The sequence below is a fragment of the Butyrivibrio hungatei genome, assembly GCF_900101605.1.
Classification (GTDB): Bacteria; Bacillota; Clostridia; order Lachnospirales; family Lachnospiraceae; genus Butyrivibrio; species Butyrivibrio hungatei_B.
Genome location: NZ_FMUR01000010.1, coordinates 122,318 through 142,334, shown reverse-complemented (window position 1 = coordinate 142,334; position 20,017 = coordinate 122,318). Strand labels below are relative to the sequence as shown.

Annotated in this window: 25 protein-coding genes; all 25 read right to left on the bottom strand. The window is 42.5% G+C overall.

Translation table 11 applies throughout. The features are described 5' to 3' along the window. Positions 1-360, bottom strand: coding sequence for a DUF4316 domain-containing protein (locus BLP87_RS09285; protein ID WP_074462449.1), 360 nt, complete (start codon positions 358-360; stop codon positions 1-3). 3 nt (positions 361-363) lie between these two features. Beyond that, entirely contained in the window at positions 364-2,436 is a 2,073-nt protein-coding gene (locus tag BLP87_RS09280; protein WP_074462500.1) for a DNA topoisomerase 3, read from the bottom strand. Then, positions 2,432-2,725, bottom strand: coding sequence for a hypothetical protein (locus BLP87_RS09275; protein WP_074462448.1), 294 nt, complete (start codon positions 2,723-2,725; stop codon positions 2,432-2,434). Before BLP87_RS09275 ends, BLP87_RS09280 begins: the two co-directional genes overlap by 5 nt. 18 nt (positions 2,726-2,743) lie before the next feature. After that, on the bottom strand, positions 2,744-4,033 hold the full coding sequence (locus BLP87_RS09270; protein ID WP_074462447.1) for an ArdC-like ssDNA-binding domain-containing protein: 1,290 nt from the start codon (positions 4,031-4,033) through the stop codon (positions 2,744-2,746). A gap of 2 nt (positions 4,034-4,035) precedes the next feature. Continuing rightward, entirely contained in the window at positions 4,036-4,194 is a 159-nt protein-coding gene (locus BLP87_RS16040; RefSeq protein ID WP_176756628.1) for a hypothetical protein, read from the bottom strand. Further along, a complete protein-coding gene (locus BLP87_RS09265) occupies positions 4,194-5,018 on the bottom strand; it encodes a DUF4366 domain-containing protein (RefSeq protein ID WP_074462446.1) in 825 nt (274 codons plus the stop codon). The genes BLP87_RS16040 and BLP87_RS09265 overlap by 1 nt, the downstream gene beginning before the upstream one ends. Beyond that, positions 5,008-5,331, bottom strand: a complete 324-nt coding sequence (locus BLP87_RS09260) for a DUF4315 family protein (protein ID WP_074462445.1) — start codon at positions 5,329-5,331, stop codon at positions 5,008-5,010. Before BLP87_RS09260 ends, BLP87_RS09265 begins: the two co-directional genes overlap by 11 nt. Positions 5,332-5,345: 14 nt before the next feature. Next, positions 5,346-6,992 (bottom strand): C40 family peptidase, encoded by a 1,647-nt coding sequence (locus BLP87_RS09255; protein ID WP_074462444.1) that lies wholly within the window; start codon positions 6,990-6,992, stop codon positions 5,346-5,348. Between the two features lie 18 nt (positions 6,993-7,010). Continuing rightward, entirely contained in the window at positions 7,011-9,404 is a 2,394-nt protein-coding gene (locus BLP87_RS09250) for a VirB4-like conjugal transfer ATPase, CD1110 family (protein ID WP_074462499.1), read from the bottom strand. 48 nt (positions 9,405-9,452) lie between these two features. Next, positions 9,453-9,866, bottom strand: coding sequence for a PrgI family protein (locus BLP87_RS09245; protein ID WP_074462443.1), 414 nt, complete (start codon positions 9,864-9,866; stop codon positions 9,453-9,455). 66 nt (positions 9,867-9,932) lie between these two features. Continuing rightward, positions 9,933-10,799 (bottom strand): VirB6/TrbL-like conjugal transfer protein, CD1112 family, encoded by an 867-nt coding sequence (locus tag BLP87_RS09240; RefSeq protein ID WP_074462442.1) that lies wholly within the window; start codon positions 10,797-10,799, stop codon positions 9,933-9,935. A gap of 66 nt (positions 10,800-10,865) precedes the next feature. After that, positions 10,866-11,078 carry a Maff2 family mobile element protein gene (locus BLP87_RS09235; RefSeq protein WP_074462498.1) on the bottom strand — a complete coding sequence of 71 codons (213 nt, stop codon included), beginning with the start codon at positions 11,076-11,078 and terminating at the stop codon, positions 10,866-10,868. 304 nt (positions 11,079-11,382) lie between these two features. Beyond that, positions 11,383-13,143 (bottom strand): VirD4-like conjugal transfer protein, CD1115 family, encoded by a 1,761-nt coding sequence (locus BLP87_RS09230; protein ID WP_074462441.1) that lies wholly within the window; start codon positions 13,141-13,143, stop codon positions 11,383-11,385. After that, positions 13,140-13,643: a PcfB family protein gene (locus BLP87_RS09225; RefSeq protein WP_074462440.1), complete on the bottom strand. Its 504-nt coding sequence runs from the start codon at positions 13,641-13,643 to the stop codon at positions 13,140-13,142. Before BLP87_RS09225 ends, BLP87_RS09230 begins: the two co-directional genes overlap by 4 nt. A 33-nt stretch (positions 13,644-13,676) precedes the next feature. Then, positions 13,677-14,012 (bottom strand): DUF7768 domain-containing protein, encoded by a 336-nt coding sequence (locus tag BLP87_RS09220; RefSeq protein WP_074462439.1) that lies wholly within the window; start codon positions 14,010-14,012, stop codon positions 13,677-13,679. Between the two features lie 10 nt (positions 14,013-14,022). Next, complete coding sequence (locus BLP87_RS09215; protein ID WP_143002120.1) at positions 14,023-14,433, bottom strand: hypothetical protein; 411 nt, start codon at positions 14,431-14,433, stop codon at positions 14,023-14,025. A gap of 13 nt (positions 14,434-14,446) precedes the next feature. Further along, on the bottom strand, positions 14,447-14,863 hold the full coding sequence (locus BLP87_RS09210; protein WP_074462437.1) for a hypothetical protein: 417 nt from the start codon (positions 14,861-14,863) through the stop codon (positions 14,447-14,449). Positions 14,864-14,877: 14 nt separating this feature from the next. Beyond that, positions 14,878-15,765: a DUF6017 domain-containing protein gene (locus BLP87_RS09205; RefSeq protein ID WP_074462436.1), complete on the bottom strand. Its 888-nt coding sequence runs from the start codon at positions 15,763-15,765 to the stop codon at positions 14,878-14,880. Between the two features lie 4 nt (positions 15,766-15,769). After that, the gene (locus BLP87_RS09200; protein WP_074462435.1) at positions 15,770-15,976 is read right to left on the bottom strand and encodes a hypothetical protein; all 207 of its coding nucleotides are present in this window, start codon (positions 15,974-15,976) and stop codon (positions 15,770-15,772) included. Positions 15,977-16,082: 106 nt separating this feature from the next. Further along, entirely contained in the window at positions 16,083-17,162 is a 1,080-nt protein-coding gene (locus BLP87_RS09195) for a DUF5688 family protein (protein ID WP_074462434.1), read from the bottom strand. Between the two features lie 296 nt (positions 17,163-17,458). After that, positions 17,459-17,734 (bottom strand): hypothetical protein, encoded by a 276-nt coding sequence (locus BLP87_RS09190; protein ID WP_074462433.1) that lies wholly within the window; start codon positions 17,732-17,734, stop codon positions 17,459-17,461. A 3-nt stretch (positions 17,735-17,737) separates the two neighbouring features. Further along, the gene (locus tag BLP87_RS09185; RefSeq protein WP_074462432.1) at positions 17,738-18,658 is read right to left on the bottom strand and encodes a ParB/RepB/Spo0J family partition protein; all 921 of its coding nucleotides are present in this window, start codon (positions 18,656-18,658) and stop codon (positions 17,738-17,740) included. After that, positions 18,651-19,430 carry a ParA family protein gene (locus BLP87_RS09180; protein WP_074462431.1) on the bottom strand — a complete coding sequence of 260 codons (780 nt, stop codon included), beginning with the start codon at positions 19,428-19,430 and terminating at the stop codon, positions 18,651-18,653. Before BLP87_RS09180 ends, BLP87_RS09185 begins: the two co-directional genes overlap by 8 nt. After that, entirely contained in the window at positions 19,415-19,675 is a 261-nt protein-coding gene (locus BLP87_RS09175) for a DUF6462 family protein (RefSeq protein ID WP_074462430.1), read from the bottom strand. The genes BLP87_RS09180 and BLP87_RS09175 overlap by 16 nt, the downstream gene beginning before the upstream one ends. 16 nt (positions 19,676-19,691) lie before the next feature. After that, positions 19,692-19,946 (bottom strand): DUF6462 family protein, encoded by a 255-nt coding sequence (locus BLP87_RS09170; protein WP_074462429.1) that lies wholly within the window; start codon positions 19,944-19,946, stop codon positions 19,692-19,694. Positions 19,947-20,017: the final 71 nt, after the last annotated feature.

Here is a 20,017-nt window from a genome sequence, read left to right as displayed (position 1 = left end):
TCAGAACCTCTCCAGGGCATTACAGAAGCAACAAGGAGTTACAGGCTTTGGCTTTTCTACATCATAGGCAGCTTCCTGAAGTTTCTTAAGAACAGACTTTTTCTCCAGTTCCTCTTCTATCACATCTGCATTTGTCTTCTGAGCAGGTGTCTTATCTTCAGGAAGATTGTTGATAACACCATCAAAATTGTTATCATTCTGCTCAACCATGTCCTCAATGCCTCGCATGAAGTTCCTGCTGACAGATGGACCGGCACCGGGATCTTCTGTTGGGCTTTCCGAAAAAACTTCTTCCTCGACTTCTACTGCACCGCCGACTTCATCCCATTTTCTGATCTTATTCTTTTTCTTTTTCTCCATAGGCTATTTCCCTCCCTTCGTGAAATCCAAAGTGAACTGTGGCTGACCATTATCAGTTGTAGATAGGACTACTGTAGTGTCATAGCTCTTGCCAGTTTTTACCGACCTGCATTTTTTCAGCTTTGCCTTTCCGTCTGTAAGCAGCTGCACTGCAATCTGCTTCGTAAGCTTCTTGGAAAGAGAATCGAAGAAACGATTATCCTTCCAAAGAGCAAATTTGCAGTCCTTATTCTCACAGAAAAAGCCCTTGGACTTCTCTACCACATTGCTTCCACAATGAGGGCATTTTCCCAAAGGCTCATATACAGGATGCATAAGTACCTCTGCATCAGGAACTATCCTGTAGGTATCAAGCAGTTTTCTTATCATCTGTGTGATCTCAATCATAAAGGCATCTGCATCATAGCTGCCCTTTTCAATTTCTAAAAGCTTCTGCTCCCAGTCGGCTGTCATGGAAGCTGACTGAATGGATTCAGGAATAACTGTGATCAAGGTCTCGCCCTTATGCGTAGGAACAAGATATTTTGTTTTCTTATCTCCACGCCTTTCCAGGAATCCAATGCGGACAAGCTTTTCTATAACACCGGCTCTTGTGGCAGGTGTGCCAAGTCCTTTCCTCTCAGCTTCATCAGGGATTTCATCACAGCCTGCCTTTTCCATGGCAGAAAGAAGTGTATCTTCTGTATAGGATTTTGGAGGTGTGGTCTTCCCTGCTTTCACAGAAGTTTTATCAATTGCAACTGTATCGCCTGCCTTAAAATCCAGAATAATAACTCTGCTATCCTCATCAGAATCCTTATCTTTGGTATTAGCTACACTTCGCCATCCGGGATCAGCTATATATTTTCCTTTAAGCGTATAGGTTTTCCCAAGGCAACTGACTTCTGCAACAGTTTCCTTATATTTGCAGGGAGCTGATACACTCTCGGCAAGCCTTGTAGCTGCAAGCTGCAATATTTTCTTTTCCCCTTCAGGAAGTGCTTCAACATCTGTCGACCTAAGTGTTTCAGTTGGGATGATTGCATGGTGGTCTGTGACTTTTTTGCTATTAAGAATCTTTTTGAAATTAAGCTCGTCCGTTATCTTTATGGAAAGCTTATTTCCTATGATTCCAAGGATAGAACTCGCTGTTGTCTCCATATCATCTGTGAGGAATCTGCTGTCAGTTCTTGGATAGGTGAGCAGTTTTTTCTCATAAAGGCTCTGAGCATAATCAAGAGTCTGCTGAGCTGTGAAGCCATATCTTTTATTAGCTTCTCTCTGCAAAGAAGTCAGGTCAAAAAGAGCAGGAGCGTTTTCCAACTTTTCATTTATGTCTGCTTTTGTTACTACTGCCTTACTCTCAGTCCGACATTTCTCTGCAAGATCCTCAGCTTCATCTTTATCCGGTATACGTTCTCCTGTGAAGATGAGATCATTCCCTTCCAGTTGTACCTGATAAAAGTCTTCCGGCTTAAAAGCTCTTATCTGTGCCTCACGCTCTACAGTAAGCGCAAGTGTCGGTGTCATAACACGGCCTACATTTAAGGTCTGACCATAAGAGCAGGTGAAAAACCTTGTGGCATTGATGCCAACAATCCAGTCAGCACGTTCTCTGCAAAGTGCGGCTTCATAAAGCCTGTCATAATCTTTCCCATCAGCCAGGTTATCAAAACCGTTTCTTATCGCCTCATCTTCCATAGATGATATCCATAATCTCTTCATTGGCTTTTTGCAGCCTGCCTTATCATAGACAAGTCTGAATATTAGCTCCCCTTCACGTCCTGCATCACAGGCATTTGTTACTACTGTGACATCATCTCTGTTCATCAGATCCTTCAATATCTGGAACTGCTTTTTGGTGGAAGCTGCAACCTGATACTTGAATATATCGGGGATTATAGGAAGATCTTCCTTTTTCCATTTTTCATATTTGCTGTCATAAGTCTCCGGCTCAGCAAGTTCAATAAGGTGCCCAACGCACCAGCTGACAAGATATCCATTTCCTTCCAGGTATCCATCCTGTCTGCCGGTGCATCCAAGTACCTTTCCGATGGACTGCGCAACCGAAGGCTTTTCAGCCACCACCAGGTTAATCATCGCAGTCATCGTCTCCTTCCTCATCGAAGTCATCACAGTAGTCATCCTCGAAATCCTCATCATAATCATCCTCAAGGAAATCGTAGTCATCCTCAAAATCATAAGTGCGATCAAGGAGCTTCATTGCCCTTTCCACTACATCCATAGATTTCTCTACAAGCTCTGTTGCCTCGCTGACTGCACGATTTGCCCTGCGGACTTTCTGATTGCTCCTGTGAACAATTCCTGCAACCGTGCCTACTACACCTACTCCTGCTACAATTCCCATTACCAACTTCTTATTCATGCGTTTTTCTCCTCTCATTTACATAGCGGCCTGAAGATCTTTCTTCGGCTCAGTTTTTGTTTTATTTGTCTTTGATACTTTTTCTTTTCCGGCAGTGAGCTTATCCTTTACGGAAGTCTTCTTTGCAGATTCTCGGCTGGCAGGTTTTTTCTCAGCCTTAGCAATTTCTTTGGTTTCATCCTTCTTTTCTTTGGATTCCTCTGCATTTTCTTTGGATTCAGCTTTGGTTTCAGCTGTCAGAGTGATCTTTTTATCATTCTTAAAATCACTGAAATCAACCGGAGGTGTGATCTTGATATAGCCAACCGGCTGGTCAGCCTCCGGATCAGCGAAAGGGAGCTCATCACCATGAACCTCCATGAACTCATCAATCTCTTTCACAGTGGTAAGAGCCTGAACCTTGTCATCAATCTTTTGAATCATCTCTGATGCAGTTCTGCGGATTGTATCAAGGGATGCTTTAAGCTCAGGTACTTCTTTTCCCTCAGACCAGGAAGCGACATAGCCAAAGGAATAATCAGAAGTGTCTATGCCATAATGCTGGCAGACTACATAGGCTACAGATTCGGCCTCTGTCTCTTTCTGATTCTTCGACTTTTTCTCTCCTGAAGCTTCCAGTGCATCCTTAGAGTGAAGTGCCTGGTGGGCTGCTTCATGGATTATAGTCTTTACAGTTTGGGCTTCACTCATGCCCTCCTGCACAGCGATACGGTTATCCTCCAAATGGAAATATCCCTTTGCACCGGATTCAATGTTTTCAAAAGTGATGGGTACAGGAACTACTTCTGTGATTGCATCGAGAAGCGTCTTATAGCCATCCACACTTCCGGTAAGTTCTGCAATTCCAAGTGTTGGAAGCGGATCGCCATCAGTCTGACTCACATCAAAAGTACTGACAGGCTTAAAGGCATTGATTGTCACTTCAACCTTTTCTTTTACAGGCTCACCATCTTTATCAAGGATTGCCCTGCCGTTTGCATCCAGCTTGTCCTGCTCACGTTCCATTTTGTAAGGAGCAGGTGCAAGAATCCTGATTCCCTTCTCACCCTTTACCACATGGCGGTTCATATCTTTCCAGCCGGTGAAGGACTGACACATGGTTGCATCAGGTTTTTGCATCATGATAAGGATCTGATTGTTCACAGAGTACCTGGGAAGCTTGGCGCAGAAATTCAGATAATCCTTGAAGTTATCCGAGGAAAAGATATCCTTAACGCCTTTTTCAAGTTTTGTGGTGATCTCTTCCATTTCCTTTTTTCTGGCTTCAGCAGCTACTTTGGGATCAAAATTATTTTTGTCATATGCCATGTTTACTCACCCTCCTTTCCCTTCTTATCAGGCTTTTTATTTACCTCTTTGGACTTTTCTTTCATCCTGGAAAGTTTGTCCCTAATAGAAAGAGCAGGGACACTGCCCTGCTCTCCATACACTGCTTTCGCATATTCGCTGTATCGTGATTTTCTCGCCATTACTCTTCCTCCGTTTCATCTGTTGCTTCGTCTGCCGAATCCTCAGATAGCTCATAATCCTCATCCAGATCATCAGGGAGACTTGCAAGATATTCATCCTCATCCTCGTTATAATCAGCATCAGGATCTGCGGTAGTTACCGTTTTTCTTTTGGTCTTAATCTTAGTAAAGTAGATATAGCCTCCTGCACCACCGATTGCTAAGAGTAGGATCAGTGCCATGGCTCCTGTAGGATTTTTCTTCTTTTCTGGTTCAGGCTGTACTGGCTCTTCAGGCTCAGCTTCCGGTTCCTCTGTAGGTTCTTCTGTAGGTTCTTCTGTTGTTTCCTCAGGCTTTTCCTTACCTGTAGCTGCAAGATATTTATCTACCTCTTCCTCATCCATCAGAGCTAAAAGATCTGACTCATCGACCATATTCAGGAAGTGAACTGTCTCCTCGCCCTCATCATCACGATCTATAATGATATAAAAATAGTTTCCGGACTTTGTAACAACAGTGATGAACTGCTTGCCTCCTGCTTCAAGAGTGCCGTAGTCATCAACAAGAGTCATGTTGCCATCAGGTGTAAGCGGTCCCCACTTTTCTTCCTCAGGTTCTGTAGGTTCTTCCGGTTCTGTTTCCACAGGATCTTCACCCTCACACATGGTGTAATCGTATTTGCAAAGCTCACAGTCCGGATCAATTTTATCCGCTGTACACTTGTGCTCACAGGTGCAGTCAGGACCACCTGCAAATGCTGTGATAGGTGTCGCTCCAATAAAAGAAGCTGCGACAATTGCCACAGTTCCCAGTAATCTACCTCTGATATTCAGTTTATTTTTCATCTTCGATATCCTCCCAGTCAAAATCATCCTCCGAATCAGTTTCCTTTGTTTCAGCTACAACAGCTTTGTCCGTAGCTGTAGTTACAACAGTTGCCTGAGTGCCTGCATTACCGGCCTGACCATTTGCCACAAGTTTAAGGAACTCGGCAAGCTGCTCAGGTGATAAGTTCAGTGCTCCAACATCAGCAAGGATCTGTGAGTTTTCAGCTTCCTGCAATCTCTGCTGTGCAGCCTTAAGCCTTGCCTTATCATCTTCAAGTTTTTTCTCCATACGCTTAACCTCAGCGCGGAGCTTATCTAATCTCTCATACATGCTTCATCATCCTCCTATCTGATTCTGCCGTAGCAGTAAAAATGTGCTCTCCAGTACCGTGTGTCATAGCTTGCATACTGAATCGGGTTGCCACAGTGAATCATGATCTTATTAACAGGATCTACAACAATTCCAACATGGCTTGCGCCTGCCGTATCATAGGTGCCCTGGAAGAAAATCAGATCTCCCGGCTTTACATCACCTTCATGGACTCTTGCAGTAGCATTCTTCCATCCATTCGCTGTAAGCCTTCCATAGTCCCAGCCGTTTCCACAGTGATTGATAACCCAGCTAACAAATCCTGAACAGTCAAAGCTTGTGCTTGGCTTGCTTCCTCCCCAGACATAAGGGTATCCAAGGTATCTCTCTGCCTCACGGAGCATATTAGCAAACTGAGCATCGGTGAGATATTCACCTGGAACTGCGTAGTCATCATATTCTCCGGGAGAGAAGCCTCCTACATAAGGATCATCACCAAAGATGTCAGGCTTATTGCCCTTCATCTCTACAATGACTTCATAGCGTCTGATCTGATCTACAGTAAGTCCAACCTCATCAAGGGCTGCCCTGATTCCTTCATTTGTGAGTTTTACATTAAGGATGTAGTAGTCATATTCTTCCTCTGACTCATTCCCCTCATCATCTGTGACCGTCCTTGTCCTGGTTTCAACAACTTCTTCAATTTCCAGTTCATACTGAGCTTCAAAGATTGTTTCCAGAATCTCTTGGGCTTCCTCTTCCGTATAATCCTCATAAAGAACAGTAAGAAGTGCTGCAAGCTCAAAAGGATTATGACCTATCTCAGCCAGATCATAGTTGTACTCGTCATAATCAGGATAGTCATCCTCAATGTTGTCTATCTGATCCTGAAGATCAGCTTCCAGCTCTTTGTAGTCAGCTTCAGCAGCAAGGATGTCACTGTCATCTGCTGTATAGCTTGTACCAACCAGCATGTTGTTAGTTCCGCCTGCCATCATGGAACAAGAAGTAAGAGTCCCTGACATTACAAGAACAACGATTAGAACAATAAGAGCTATGATGAGTCCAAGGGGATGCTCCTCAGCAAATTCTTTTATCATCTCAGCAATACGCCCTGCCATATCCTCAGCCTTATCTGTAAATCTCTTTGTGATGCTGTAGGAAGCATTGGCTGCTTCTTTTGCCTGAGCCTTAAAAGCATTTCTTTGGATTTCCTTTTTCATGAGGTTCTTCTGTACTTCCTTTGAGGAAGGCTTTATTGTTTTTACCTCTGTCCTCCCATGGATCTTGTCAGAATATCCGCCTTTATCAGAACTCTTTAGTTCTTTCATCTTTGCCGCATATCCGAGGTCTTCCGCTAATTCTGTAACAGAATTTACTGCATCGCCTCCTGCATTGTTATCTTCATTAACCTTATCAACCTGGCTGTGAATTATCCTTGATACAGCTGCATCAGAGTAAATCTTTTTCCTGCCCTGTCTCTGTAGCTTTTTACGCTTCTTTATAGCTTCTGCACTTTCAGAAATATCAGCTTTTCCGGTACGGAGCTTTTTCCTCATGGCCTCAGCCTGGGAAGCCTCGTTTTTCAGCTTCCCGGCATGAGACTTTTTCTTTGTAGTATTATCAGTTTCTTTCTTAGCTTTGGATCTGCCCTTATCCCTCGTGTAGATTCCTTCATTCATTTATCCGCATCCTTTCCTTTATTTTTCTTCCTTTTTTGCCTCTGTGATCTCAGACAAGCGGGTTGTCATGATACGATAGAGCTCAATGTCTGTAGGGAATCTGTCTACGAAAGGCAGGATTACATTGCCATAAAAAATAAGCCCTTCACCGGCTCCTGAGTGTGTTACATAGGAAAGCTGATGTGGACTTATATTGAGCTGCTTGGCAAGAATCTGTCTGTCACCTACAGCCTGGTTCAGCATATATACGAAGTCTGAATTTTCAAAGATATTCTCTACCTCTTTGGATGCGAGCAGATCTTTGACGTTCTGCGTGATACCTGTCGGAATACCGCCCCATTTCCTGAAACGCTTCCAGATCTCTACAGTATAGGCTGCTGTCTGCTCTTCTTTTAACAGAAGGTGCATCTCATCCAGGTAGTATCTGGTAGAACGTCCTTCACTTCTGTTGGAGGAAACCCTGCCCCAGACCTGGTCCTGCACAATTAGCATTCCGATTTTCTTAAGCTGCTTGCCAAGATCCTTGATATCAAAGCAGACGATTCTGTTGGTGATATCTACGTTGGTTCTGTGGTTGAAGATATTCAGAGACCCCTTTACATATATTTCAAGAGCTGTGGCTACATGCCTTGCCTCTGCCTCATCCTGCTTCAAAAGCTCATTATAAAGATCTTCCAAGAGAGGCATATTCTCTGGTACAGGATTCTCATAATAATCTCTGTAGACCTTACGGATGCATCTGTCGATTACAGTCTTCTCTACAGGAAGAAGTCCTTCCTTACCACCAACGATAAGCTCACACAGAGATAACAGGAACTCTGCCTTTAGTGACACCGGATCATCGTCATCGGAGTAGTTATTATTGATGTCCATAGGGTTGATATACTGAGTCGAAGTGGTGCTGATCTTAATGACCTGACCACCGAAACGCTCTACCAGCGGTGCATACTCAGCTTCTGGATCTGAGATTATTACATCATCATCTGTAACCAGGAATGCATTTGCAATCTCTCTTTTTGCAGCAAAAGACTTACCGGAACCAGGTGTACCAAGGATAAGACCATTAGGGTTCTTAAGAAGCTTTCTGTCTACCATGATAAGGTTGTTGGAAAGAGCATTTAAACCATAATAAAGGCTTTCATCTCCTGCCTGAAAAAGCTCCTGAGTAGTGAACGGTACAAAAATCGCTGTTGAGCTTGTAGTCATGCCACGCTGAATCTCGATAAGGTTCTGTGCAAGCGGAAGGCTCGACATAAGCCCCTGCTCCTGCTGGAAATCGAGTCTTACAAGATTACAGTTATGCTTCTGAGCAATGGACTTTGCCTGGAACACATTGTTTTCAAGCTCCTGCTCAGTATGCCCGGTATTCATCACAAGGAATGTCAGAAGGAACATTCTCTCATTTTGGCTCTGCAATTCTTTTAACAGGTCTTTCGCATCATTTCCAAAAGTTGCAAGGTCAGAGGGGATGATGTCCATATCATATCCGGCACGAACCGCCTTTTTCTGCTCCTCGATCTTACTTCTGTCAAGCTCTGTGATAGTGTGCTTTACAGTCTTAATAGCCTCATTCTGATCTACGGACTGGATGTGCATGGTCACAATCTGACTTGATTCCATATTGAGGAAATCTGCCAGCATCCTGTCTGAGATATCTGATGCATCAATGGATAAAAAGCTCATGGCTCCGTAAATATTACCCATCTGAAACTTCTTTCCATTTGGAAAGTTGAAGCTGCTTGGTGCAATGAAGTCTTTTACAGTAAGACCTGAGCCCAAAAGATATTTCCAGTCGAAGTTGAATTTATCCCTATCTCCCATATGAAACTGCTGATGCATAAGAGCAAGTCGTTCTTTTCCGTTCAGGATCTTCGCCTGTACTCCAAGTCGTTTGAAGTTATTAAGGATATCCGTTTCAATATGGATGATCCTTGGTTTTGCTGCTCTCATGGAATCCGCATGGATGCCAAAGGTCAGAAATTTTGTTTTTGTTAGACCATTATTGCCAGCTTCCATCTGATGAAAGAGCATGGTACTATACTCATCTCTTACGCTGTCAAAACCGTCTTTCGCATGAGGAATAGCAATGCTGGTCCTGAAATCATCAATATCTGTTGCCATATTCATAAAGGAAAGCTCAAAGTGTACAGAGCTGTCAAAGAAGTTAAGAAATGCACACCATTCCTCGAAAATCTCTGTCTTATCCTCCTGAAGAGCAAGCTGATAGTTGATATCCTGAAACTGTATTGTCTTGGTATAGTAGTCTGTTCCGATCCTACAGATACCATCCTGAAACATCCTGTCAAAAGGAATGCTCTGCTGGGCTGTTCTTGGAATGCCATCATTTTTCTGAGCATTCTTTATGATCTCTCTGATTTCTTTCTGCTCAGCCCTTGTCAGGTTAGCAGGCATTTTAAAATCTCTTTTCTCCTGCTTCTTAAAAAGTGAAATCAAGAATCCTTACCTCCTTCTTTTTTTGTGTCTGTCATCTCTCATTGCCTGTGAATACATGATGATCTCATCAATTTCTGTCTGAGCTTTTTCATATCTCACTAATGCCGAGAAGTTATTGTCTGTCTTATAAGGCCTCTGTTTTGGTCTTACGAAGGTTGCTTCTATGAGATGTCCTAACAGGACTTCAAGATGCTGACCGTTCTTTTCATACATAGCCAGGAAGAAAAACGGCATCATGATAACCATCATTCCCATGGCTGCTGTACTTACGGATGCAATCTGCTTTATCAGAAAGAATGACGGCACTCCGAAAAGTGCCGCCACGGAGAAACAGATCAGCTGTCTTTTAGTCAGATTGAACATCACTTTGCTTTTGACCTTTGTAAGATCACGAGGCACCGAAATATACGATGCTGCCATATTTGTAAAATCCTTTCTTTTGTTTTAGGGAACTTTTCTCTGTGATTCTCCTGCATTTGTTCCCTATTAGTGTGCATGGAGAACCGACTTGGCTACTGCTCCGGTCTTAAAAAGCGTAAATGCCAGAAGAACCGTGTAGCCCATGACTCCCCATAAGGAGCCGATGATATCTGTTGAAAATGCTACTGACTGTATCAGCACAGCATATATTCCGACACATACCATGATTAGAAATCCCTGGAATCCCAATGCAAACAGCGACCTCAAATAATTCTGACCAATCATGCTCTGCTCTCTGTTTCCAAAGGTTGCAAATGGGATTGGTGCAAGGCTGACCATGAGATAAATTTCAATCATTCTCGCATATACAATGACAAAAATAAGTGCTGACAATAGGTATATCAGGAACTGTACTATAAGCGACTGCAAAAAGATTGATAAAAGTGCAGGGACTTCCATGGTTTCTAAGGTTGATTCCATGGATGCCAGAGTACTTGCATCAATCGCTGTGCTGCCGGAGATGATTCCTCCGGCATTTGATATAACGTGCTGTGCCACATCAAATACTGCCATTGTTATATTCATGGTATTTGTAATAAGGGTTACTGCTACAAAGGTTTTAAAAATCCATTTCCAGAAGATCCAGGTCTCAAAGTTTGCCAGATTGTTATGGCTGATGACCAGCTGGATAAGCTCATAACAGGCTATGAAAGTCAGAAGTATTCCGGCAATCGGCATGATCACATTTTCTGACAGCGTTTTAATCATGTTAAAAACTGCCGGAGAAAAGTTTGCCGGTGTCGTACCTACTTCTGATGCAATCGCACCTACCTGTGTGTTCACTGAATTGAAGGTGTTGTTCAGATTGCTCATAATGCCTGAAACAAGCAGACCTCTTAGCCATTCTTCAATCGCTTCAATAATGCTGTCCACTTGTTACCTCCTCTTCTTAAAATGGAGCCAGGGTTTTATGCCCTGACTCCGGCTCTTTCGGACCGATCAAAAAAGTCCGGAAAGAAGAGGAACAAGAGTAGTTCCGATGAGGGCAACTCCACCTCCGGCCATGAGCTGCTTCATTCCCTGGCTCTTAGCTCCAGGGTTGTCATTGCCGTATCCCTCCATGAGGTTGATTGCTCCCCAGATTCCAAGACCTGCACCAAGTGCTACAACGAGTGTCTGAAGTACGCCTACTGCGCTATTAAAAAATTCCATATTGTCAAAAACCAAAAACGCAGATGATTGTTATTTTGTTGTTTTTTGTTTGCAGACTCCAAATATAAAAAGAGCTGCTTCTTTGCTGAAACAACTCTTTCTAACTGCGTTTTTGGTTATCCTCCTTATAATGTGTGATTTATTTGGAGCCTGCTTTTTCCATATTCAGTTGTCTTTCCCAGAGCCCGTCGACTGACTCAGGGATATGCGCGCATATTTATCTGCCCTCACAGCTTAAAAACCTGGTTTGGGGCATAAGAAAAAGCCCATGCTGAAATGCCTTTTATTGACACCTCAGTGGGCTTTATTCTTCATCAAGTTCGATGACTTCATATTCGTCATCGGGTTTCAATATTAAGTTGTGATCAAGGAACTTCTCTATATCAAACCAGTTCCTTTTGTCTGCATCCGCTGTAAGTGGATAATTCGGATGCTGAGTCAGATCATATTTATCTGACAAAAATGGTCTTACACCACGGACCTGCACTATACATTTGCTCCCGTCCATGACCGCCAGCTCATCAATGCTCATAAGATCATGACCGAGCTTCTGATAATTCATGTTGTAACTCTGTGATGTACCCCTGGATTCTCCGGTGTTGTACATGTCGATTGTTTCCTTACCCAAAACAGTATTGAGTTCCTTCAGGGTTGTCTGCTCAGAGCCACCAAGAAAAATCTGACTATCGCAATTGCCTGTGATAGTGTCAGCGTTATCTTTGTAAATAGCCTTGAGCTGTGATTTAGCCTGTAGTACAAGAGCAGCTGAAATCTCACGGCTTCGTATCGTAGCCATAAGCTTTTCCAGATTCGGTATCTGTCCGATATTGGCTGCCTCATCAATAAGGCATCTCACATGTACCGGAAGCCTGCCACCATATACATCATCTGCTTTTTCACAGAGCAGATTAAAAAGCTGAGTGTAAACCATGGAAATCAGGAAATTAAAGGTTGCATCTGTATCCGACATAATGAGAAACAGTGCTGTTTTCTTATCTCCCAAGGTATCCAGCTCAAGCTCGTCGTAGGCTGTGATCTCTCTCAGCTCCTTAATATCAAAGGGCGAAAGCCTTGCACCACAACTCACAAGTATAGATTTTGCGGTCTTGCCGGCACTTAATTTATATTTAGCATATTGCCTTACCGCGAAGTGATCAGGATCTCTTTCTGCCAGTTCCTCAAACATAAGGTCAACCGGGTTCTTAAATTCCTCATCATCTTCCCTGACCTCCATTGCATTCAGCATTTCCAGAAGAGTTGAAAAGTTCTGTTCCTCTTCCGGAGCTTCATAATGGATATAGCCTATAAGCGCCGAATACAGCAATTTTTCTGCTTTCTCCCAAAATTCGTCACCTGCCTTACCTTCACCTTTGGTGTTAGCAATCAAGGTAGTGACAAGCTTTAGGATATCCTTTTCATCATGCACATAGGCAAATGGATTGTAATGCATCGACTTCTTAAAGTTGATGGTATTAAAGATTTTCATCCTGTATCCATTCTTTACAAGTGCGTTACCTACTTCATTTACCACAGTGCCTTTCGGATCAGTAACAACATAGCTTGAATGCATCTGCAAAATATTTGGCTTAATAAAAAACCTCGTCTTACCTGATCCAGAACCACCTACGACAAGAACATTTTTGTTTCTTGCATATTTTGGATTTGTGGGTCTACTGTTCATCGTAAGCCTCTCAGTCTGCGATAGAATCACATTATTTTGAAAAGTCGGATCAATATAAGGCTCTATGTCCTCATGTTTTCCCCACCGGGCTGATCCGTATTCCCTATTGTGACGAAAATTTTTTGCATTTTTACCCTTCAGGTAAACTGCCAGTCTCAGTGCTGCACCTATACCGATTCCCACAAGTAGATCTATGGGATTCAGGCTCGGCATGGGATTTGAAAATGCTGTTCCAAAACATCCATCCAGCACCAGGCTCTGCACCTTCTCTGAGGCATTAGTGCCTGATGCAATGCGGAATGCTTCCCCGACATTCGTAGCAATTGCTCCCACAACAACATAAGGAATGTTGAGAATAAGGAGCTTTTTGGTTTTATTATTCATCGTTCCGGCTCCTTTATCTTTTCCTTTGTTTTGTGAGGCAGGTTTGCCACAAGTTCCTTGAACTTCTTTAGTTTCTGCAGGATGCTTGGGCGGTCCTTTTCCATGGATTTCTTACGTTTTGTCTGCTTAGCTGCATATTCCTTCAGAACAGAAGTAATAGCATCAGCGTCCTTTGCCTTGAAAAATACGGTGTATTTCGGCGGATCTAAGGTATTATCCTTTGTAATGGCAAAATCCACTCCATACTTATTGGCGATACGTTTGAAATCCCTGATACCGGAATCTCCTATCTCCATGCTGGAAACACCCTGTCCCTGACCTACAAGCTGCTTAACAGTCTGCTTGCCTTTAATCGGTGAATCTTTCTTTTTAACAAAATCCTTTATGAGTTTAGCGCGTTCCTCCGAATACCTTTTCAAGTATCTATAAACGCCCCTGACAGTAACCTTTGTTGTCTGCCAAGCAAGATTCACAGTCTTTTTTGATACTTCTTCCTCCAAATAACCACTTCCTTTCTACTCGCCATAATGATGTTACTCACCGCATTCAAGGACTCCATCCAGCGTTGTGGGTATAACTTTGGCTCTCTTTGCAATGGAAATGTCGGCACGTACATCATCATTGACTTTCTTACCGCATACCACAAGGAATCTGGCTCTTCTCAAAAGATCTTCTGACATCTCCCGTCTCTTCTTCTCACCATCAGGATCATCTTCACTGATAATCCCGCTGAAAGCCAGCACAGGACACAGTGGCAGATATCCTGCTTTTACTAATTCACTGCAATACTTCCTTGCCTGGTCTTCCGCATCCACGCGGTTCTTACTCCATGCTGCTGTAACATATGCTCTTGGTATGGTTCTACTCATGTCATCCTCCTTAGCTCAGCTTGAAAGTCACATACTTTTTTCCATTCTCGGAAAAAGAAATACGCCTGCTTTCCAGCTCATTCTTTGCAAGTTTATAATCATCCTCATCAAGCGGTTCTAATCCATACTCTGTAACTTTCAGAACAATCATGGAGCCTACAAGATATTTGTCACCTTGGACATCAACTTCTCTCCCCTTAGGAAAGAAGGCTGCAAAATCAGTTTTTCCAATTCTTTCACAATCCATGTGGTTCTGGAGATTTTCCAGAATATCAACAGTTTCCTCTAAATCGGTTTTTCTTGCCTCTCTGTTAGTGCCGATAACAAGCGCACCAACATTATCAAGGTTAATTGCCCTGACATTGATCATCCCCTCAATAGTCTTTGAATACGGATTAAAATCTATAATGTATGCCTCCACTTTCTTCTCCTCCTTAATCCACATAAAGCGCGTCATAACGTTCACCATCGATAATGACCTCAGTAAAGTAATCTGAGATTTCCTCTTTTGCAGCCTCAATGTCTCCACTTCCAAGCCATGAATAAGCATGTTGCCCGTCATTTGATACCTGCACCATGAGAAAGCTGCCGATGAAATAATTGTTTCCATCTATATTGATAAGCTTCGAGTTATCATAGTAGAGCATATAGTCACCGATAATAAAAAGCCCCAGCCTTTCTTCCTGTGACAGTTTCCCAGTGATCTCTTCAAATCGACTTTCTGAGATAACCTTATGATCATAGTTTGTCCCGATAACTACACATTTTCCTGCTGTACTTTCCGTCTTTTCTATTGTTCCTACAATGCCATCATTCATTGGATCCAAATTCATCACGAATTTTCTTTCCATTGTTTCTATTCCTCCTAAATTCTTCCTTCTGCCATGTCATTGTTCACCATGGCCTGGTAATAGCTGTTAATCGTTAATGGCGCATTATATATAGCAGCCAAAAGATACTGCTTGATGTTCCTGACTTTTACCGGATTATCTTTCATGCAGTCCATGACATACTCAATATGAGTTGAATTGAGCTTTAAAAACTGCGACTTCACTACATTTACAGGCTTATCATCCCCGGCAATACGGATAGTCTTTCTCTTTGAACAGATTACATCCAGCATCATGTCTATAATTGCTTCCAGAGTCTCTCGCTCAAAAGGATAACGTTCAAAAAGAATTTCCATACTGAGCTGTTCCATCAGATATTCACGATATGCGTTTCTCTCATCCATATCCTTATCCCCATCGTTATCCACAATATTCCCTGATAAGATAGGATTGTTATTACTAATATCAGTATTATTAATCTCAGTATTATTAGAGGATGATTCACATACTTCTAGAGGTATGTCAGACATACTACCCTGAGTATGTTTCTCATACTTCTTGGAATATGAACCGCATACCACTATGAAGTTCTTCACATATATTCTGGTGGGCTTGCCCTGTCCCTGCTTGACTCTCTCGATCAGACCTATTCTTTCAAGCTCATCGAGAAGCTTGCACGATTTCTGATGACATCTGCCAATTGATTTCTCGATACTGGAAATAGTCATATAGACGTAGATTCTTCCCTGCTCATCAATCCATTTATTCCTGGCTGATAAAGATACCCGGTCCAAAAGTATCCCATATAGGATCTTTGCATCTGAGGACAGACACCTGAACCTGTCATCTGTAAAAAACACTTTCGGAGTCCGGTAAAAGCTGTAACTCTCTGACTGCTCGTTATAAAAGTAGTCAAATCTCATAGGTTTATGCCTCCCGTGGAGTTACCTTTCTTCCTGCTCTGTGGTCTGCCAGGATCATTGCCATGCATGGCCAGCAAAAAGCTCTGCCGTAGCCATATGGGCACTCATGCTTGCAGTTCTTTGGATGTGCAAGTGGCTCTTTCTGACCGATAACTGATCTTGATACTGTTTTGGCGGTGCATGAAGTTCTATCTACTATTGTTTTTGACATGTTCTAATCCTTTCCAGGGCATTAAAAAAGCACCAAACCGAGGTTTTACCTACAGCCTGGTGCTTTAGCCCATCAGCAATTTTTATTTACAGTGTGAATCCGGCGATTAGATTGCCTCTCCACCTTTTGACTTAGCTGCCTTTTCTACAGCTTCTTTCTTAGGAGCTTTGGCAACCTCTTCCTTCTTTGCTTTGAGATCATCAAGAAGAGATTCCTTTTCGTCCCTCTCAATGTCCTGTTCGCCACGCTCTGACTGACGCTCCACGAACTTTTCACCCAGCTCGAAGATCTTTGCCTGTGAATCGTAGTGGTAAACGTTATCAGTAAGCTTATCGGCAGGAGCGACCTGAGTTGCATTGACTTCCTTTACCATGTTCTCAAGATCTGAAAGTCTCATCTTTCCATTGTCAGGAACAATGAGAATTTCATGGATGCTCGAAGGTAAGATATAGAAGTCACCACCTGCTCTTTCAGCAGCCTGATCCATGAAGTCCTGATAAGCAAGAACTCCGGCACCATGAACCTTATCAGGTACAGATGCTACAAAGATCTGCTCGTCCTCAGGTCTTACAGGATAGAGCCCCATCATTTCAGCCTGCTCAACTCCCATCATCTCAGCAAGGACTTCACCCATGCCCTTGATCTCAGCTGGCTTAATGCGAGGTGCATTCTCCAGCGCATCAGCGTGAAGCTGCTCAGGTGTAACTCCCATGTTCTCAATCATCTGATTGGTAGCAAGAATTGAAGCTCTGCCCTCATCATCAGAATTAAGAACAAATCTGTAAACAACAGCCATGTCTTCCATGTTCTGATGTGGCACATTTTCAAGCATCTCCTTATTGGTTTCAGCTGAAACAACCTCCATGACCAGCTTATCCTTCATCTGATCATAATCAGTAAGGGAAGCTACATCTATCTGAGGTCTGTTCTCAAAGCCATCAGAAATAACTTTTACAGCCTTATCAACAACATCCTCGTAGGAAGTGCCGTCCTCTACAGCTCCGTAGAACTTATCGATCCCGATGTTCACTCCGATGTTGCTGTCCTCCGGCTTAACGGTCATAGCCTCATAGCTCTCATTGAGCTTGTTTACAGTATTTACAGTAATGTCTACCTCAGTTCCCTGCTCATAAAGCTTTTCCTTTACGTCTTCTACGAACTGCTCTTTGAAATTTTCATAATCCATAAGTGTTTTATCCTTTCTGTTTGCGTTTAGCCTTGGATCGTCATCCGCTGGCCGGTTACTGGCATAAGAAAAGCGCCAGACCCAAACCCGACTGCTCAGGTTTGAGCTGACGCTAAATCAGCCGATATTCTTTTGCAAAAGAAATGGACTCGGAAGTGAGGTGTTTTTTTGCTTTCCTCATTTCTTTGTCCATTGTAAATATAACACACCCAAAATCACTTGAAAACAGACATCAAGCAGACATTTTGCAGACATTATGCGGACATTTTGCAGACATTTTCAAAAAATAGCCAAACTCATACCTCTTTCAGCAGATCAGTAGCTACATCAATCCATACCTGCACCTCAGTGGCAGCAAAAAGTACAACCATCATAGCAGCATATATAAGTGCCAGGATTCCTAATTGCAGCCACATCTTATTGATAAGTACGAGGACTGCAAGTATGCCAAAGATCAAAGTACATACTCCTGCAACCACGCTTCCAAGCTTTATGGCTACTCTTACTGCAAGACCAGCAAGTGACAGTACAATAACTAATGGAAATATTAATACTTTTGCTAACACTCTCATACCTTATCCCTCCGTTTTCATCCCCTGTTCTTCTTTCCATTTAGTAAGAAGCTCTATAATAATCTTCTCTCTTTTTGATGCTGAATAGTCCGCCGGAAAAAACTGATTTAGTTTCTTCTCTGTAAAAGATATTTTCTTGGACTTAGGCTTATTCGCCATAGCCTCTTTCATGATTGTCATGACTGTATATGGAGTAAGGTTCTCCAAATTTGGCTGCTTCTTTAATGCTGCAAGCTGAGCCGGAGCAATGCTTCCCTTTTCCTTAATATAAGTCAAAAGATATGACTGCACTTCTTTATCAAAGGCAGCTATATCAACCCCATTTACTAATGATAACTGTTTATTATCTACCATTTCAAGTAGCTCCGGTAGTAATTCAGTAAGTCGGATATATCGCTGAACACTTCTTCCTGTGAGTCCACTTCCTTCACCTACTATGGTCGCAGTCTTTCGTTCTACGGGATTCAACTTGTCGACATCATGTCGACAAGTTCCCTGGTGCCTCATGGCATCCATTTTCATTTTAAAAGAAAATGCTCTTTCACTAGGAAGCACCTCTTCCCTTTGAAGATTTGCATCCACCATGATTATGGTCGATTCATCATCTGAAAGATCCATAACTATCGCAGGTATCTTTTTTAGCTGTGCTCTTCTTGCTGCATGCATTCTTCGATGTCCTGATATCATTTCATATGTGCCATTACCCATTGGTCGTACAAGCACTGGAGAAATGATTCCCTGCTTGATCACACTATCCACAAGTTCATCCATCTTTTCATCATCAAGAACCTTGAAAGGGTGATTCTTGAAGGGCTTTATCAGCTCAATATCAATTTCCTCTGTTCCGTTTTCAGTTGTCCCTGGAACACCTAACAATTCATCTATACTTGTAAGCTTCATCTTTTCCTTTACTTTGTTAGCCATTGAGAACCTCCTTTGTGAGAACCTTATATGCGACAGCTGCTTTCCCTTTTGGATCGTATTTATAGATGCTGCTACCCTCCAGGCTTGTTTCTGCCGTCCTGACAGATATAGGTATCTGCGTATCAAATACTTTTACAGCGGATGAATAACTGTCATATACAAGCTGAGAGATTTCTTTTGCATAATTCGTCCTGTTATCCACCATAGTGAGCAAAATCCCTTCTATTTCAAGTTTAGGGTTAAGCTGTCTCTTTACCCTGCCAATTGTCTTGATAAGTTGTTGAAGACCTTTAACAGGCAAATATGCCGCCTGTACGGGTATCAAAACTGAATCTGCACATGCAAGAGCATTTATTGTGACCATTCCTAAACTTGGCATACAGTCCAAAATCGCATAATCGTAGGAATCTTTAACCTCATCCAGGAGTTGTCTAAGAATCGTTTCTCTGCTCATAACATTCACCATGGAAATCTCAAGAGCAGACAACTCTATATTTGAAGGAATGAGATCCACACCCTCTACATGATGTAATATTGCATCCTCTATGTGTAATTCTTCTTCGTTTACAACTCTCATCATCAGTGTTGATAGTGTAACTTCCATATCATCCGGTTCTGAAAAGCCAAGGCTTATTGTCATAGAACCCTGGGGATCACAATCCAGAAGTAAAACTCTCTTTCCTTCTCTTGCGAGACCTATACCTAAATTCACTGCGGTTGTACTTTTCGCAGTTCCTCCCTTTTGATTACTGATACTTATGACTTTGCACATAATTTGCCTCCTATTCTTGGAATCCTTCTTTGAACTCTTAGATAAGCATCAAAGGTATTTCTGTTTATTCGTGTCATTTTTCCAATCTTATAAAATGCTCCTGCCTCTTTTGCCATTCTTATAAGAGGTCTCTCACTAAATCCATAATATTCAATTCCCATAGGAACTGTGATGAACTCATGCTGCAAAAAGGCTAAATCTCTTTCATCAAGTTCCCCGGAATATTTCCATGCTTGTCCAGCCATGACGAACCCACCTTTCTCAGATTTTTACATCCGGTTTTGCCGGTTGCTTAAACTGCTCCATGAACTCATCAAAGATTTCCTTGTTAATGAGAACACTGACATCATTGATTCTGTATACTGCACCTGCCTTCTCTGCTATATCCCTGAGCTTCCGATGGGAAATGCTATAGATTACCTCAGCCTGCTCATAGGTTATAAATTTCCTGCGGAACATTCTTGCTTCCTCTTTGATTGCTGTTCTTCTTTCAATGTCGTAATACTGTTCATCCATGTGTTTTTCCTCCAATAAAACAATTTTTTGATGTGCAAAGCCCTGTAACGCAAAAAAGGGACCACCTTCTC

Coding starts and splice junctions, on each gene's coding strand:
- BLP87_RS09170 (WP_074462429.1), bottom strand. CDS start 19,946: ATGGATGAACAGTATTACGACATTGAAAGAAGAACAGCAATCAAAGAG.
- BLP87_RS09185 (WP_074462432.1), bottom strand. CDS start 18,658: ATGGCTAACAAAGTAAAGGAAAAGATGAAGCTTACAAGTATAGATGAA.
- BLP87_RS09220 (WP_074462439.1), bottom strand. CDS start 14,012: ATGAGTAGAACCATACCAAGAGCATATGTTACAGCAGCATGGAGTAAG.
- BLP87_RS09180 (WP_074462431.1), bottom strand. CDS start 19,430: ATGTGCAAAGTCATAAGTATCAGTAATCAAAAGGGAGGAACTGCGAAA.
- BLP87_RS09285 (WP_074462449.1), bottom strand. CDS start 360: ATGGAGAAAAAGAAAAAGAATAAGATCAGAAAATGGGATGAAGTCGGC.
- BLP87_RS09230 (WP_074462441.1), bottom strand. CDS start 13,143: ATGAATAATAAAACCAAAAAGCTCCTTATTCTCAACATTCCTTATGTT.
- BLP87_RS09205 (WP_074462436.1), bottom strand. CDS start 15,765: ATGAGATTTGACTACTTTTATAACGAGCAGTCAGAGAGTTACAGCTTT.
- BLP87_RS09190 (WP_074462433.1), bottom strand. CDS start 17,734: ATGAGAGTGTTAGCAAAAGTATTAATATTTCCATTAGTTATTGTACTG.
- BLP87_RS09270 (WP_074462447.1), bottom strand. CDS start 4,033: ATGGCATATGACAAAAATAATTTTGATCCCAAAGTAGCTGCTGAAGCC.
- BLP87_RS09210 (WP_074462437.1), bottom strand. CDS start 14,863: ATGGAAAGAAAATTCGTGATGAATTTGGATCCAATGAATGATGGCATT.
- BLP87_RS09255 (WP_074462444.1), bottom strand. CDS start 6,992: ATGAATGAAGGAATCTACACGAGGGATAAGGGCAGATCCAAAGCTAAG.
- BLP87_RS09245 (WP_074462443.1), bottom strand. CDS start 9,866: ATGGCAGCATCGTATATTTCGGTGCCTCGTGATCTTACAAAGGTCAAA.
- BLP87_RS09175 (WP_074462430.1), bottom strand. CDS start 19,675: ATGGCTGGACAAGCATGGAAATATTCCGGGGAACTTGATGAAAGAGAT.
- BLP87_RS09200 (WP_074462435.1), bottom strand. CDS start 15,976: ATGTCAAAAACAATAGTAGATAGAACTTCATGCACCGCCAAAACAGTA.
- BLP87_RS09275 (WP_074462448.1), bottom strand. CDS start 2,725: ATGAATAAGAAGTTGGTAATGGGAATTGTAGCAGGAGTAGGTGTAGTA.
- BLP87_RS09260 (WP_074462445.1), bottom strand. CDS start 5,331: ATGTATGAGAGATTAGATAAGCTCCGCGCTGAGGTTAAGCGTATGGAG.
- BLP87_RS09195 (WP_074462434.1), bottom strand. CDS start 17,162: ATGGATTATGAAAATTTCAAAGAGCAGTTCGTAGAAGACGTAAAGGAA.
- BLP87_RS09235 (WP_074462498.1), bottom strand. CDS start 11,078: ATGGAATTTTTTAATAGCGCAGTAGGCGTACTTCAGACACTCGTTGTA.
- BLP87_RS09265 (WP_074462446.1), bottom strand. CDS start 5,018: ATGAAAAATAAACTGAATATCAGAGGTAGATTACTGGGAACTGTGGCA.
- BLP87_RS09250 (WP_074462499.1), bottom strand. CDS start 9,404: ATGCCTGCTAACCTGACAAGGGCTGAGCAGAAAGAAATCAGAGAGATC.
- BLP87_RS16040 (WP_176756628.1), bottom strand. CDS start 4,194: ATGGCGAGAAAATCACGATACAGCGAATATGCGAAAGCAGTGTATGGA.